Origin of the sequence: Streptomyces sp. NPDC059866 (assembly GCF_042731325.1) — a bacterium.
GTDB lineage: Bacteria > Actinomycetota > Actinomycetes > Streptomycetales > Streptomycetaceae > Streptomyces > Streptomyces flavusporus.
On sequence record NZ_JBHWJT010000146.1, the window covers coordinates 1 to 1,048 of the forward strand.

Sequence of the window (1,048 nt, forward strand, 5' to 3'; positions counted from 1 at the left end):
GGTGCGGAGTTGCTCACGGCAGATCTGGCGAGTCGGTGGGCGGGTCGGGCGCGGGTGGTGAACACGTACGGGCCGACCGAGGCGACGGTGATGGCCACCGCCGGCCCGGTGGACGCGGGGATCGGTCCGCAGGACCGGCCGCCGACCATCGGACGCCCCCTGAACAACGTCCGCACCTACGTGCTCGACGACCTGCTGCAACCCGTTCCCCCCGGCGTCACTGGCGAGCTGTACGTGGCCGGACCGGGCGTGGCCCGCGGCTACGTGGGACGGCCCGGTCTGACGGCGGAACGCTTCGTGGCCTGCCCGTGGAGTACGGGTGAGCGCATGTATCGGACGGGTGACCTGACCCGCTGGACTCCCGAGGGCGAGTTGCGGTTCGCGGGGCGGGCGGACGCGCAGGTGAAGGTGCGCGGGTTCCGGGTGGAACCGGGTGAGGTCGAGACGGTCCTGGCCGGGCACGACGCCGTCGCTCACGCCGCCGTGACCGTGCGCGACAACCGGCTCGTCGGCTACGTCGTACCCGCCGCCGGCACCGTCGACATCCCCGACGTGCGGGCGTACCTGTTGGGCCGGCTGCCCGAGTTCATGGTGCCCACGGCCCTGATCATGCTCGACGCAATGCCACTGACCGTGAACGGCAAGCTCGACCGGGCCGCCCTGCCCGCACCCGACTTCGCCGACCGTCCCACCGGCCGCGAAGCCGAGACCGACACCGAGCGCCGACTATGCGCTCTGTTCGCCGAGGTGCTGGGTGTGGAGCGGGTGGGTGCGGAGGCGTCGTTCTTCGAGCTGGGCGGGGATTCGCTGTTGGCGATGCGCTTGGTGGCTCGGGTGCGGGCGGTACTGGATGTTGAGGTGGGCATCGGAGAGTTGTTCGCGGAGCCGTCGGTGGCGGGGCTGGCTCGGGTGGTGGACGGCGCCGTTGCTACCGGGGGGCCGGCGTTGCGGGCGTGGGAGCGGCCGGGTGTGGTGCCGTTGTCGTTCGCGCAGCAGCGGATGTGGTTCCTGAACCGGTTGGAGGCGACGGTTCCGGGGGCGGCTGCGG

General features: G+C 72.1%; 1 protein-coding gene. It reads left to right on the forward strand.

Features of this window, described 5'->3' with window-relative positions; all coding sequences use genetic code 11:
- Positions 1-57: 57 nt before the first annotated feature.
- The coding region (locus ACFV7R_RS47155; protein ID WP_385277017.1) for an AMP-binding protein at positions 58-1,048 on the forward strand (991 nt) is incomplete at its 3' end.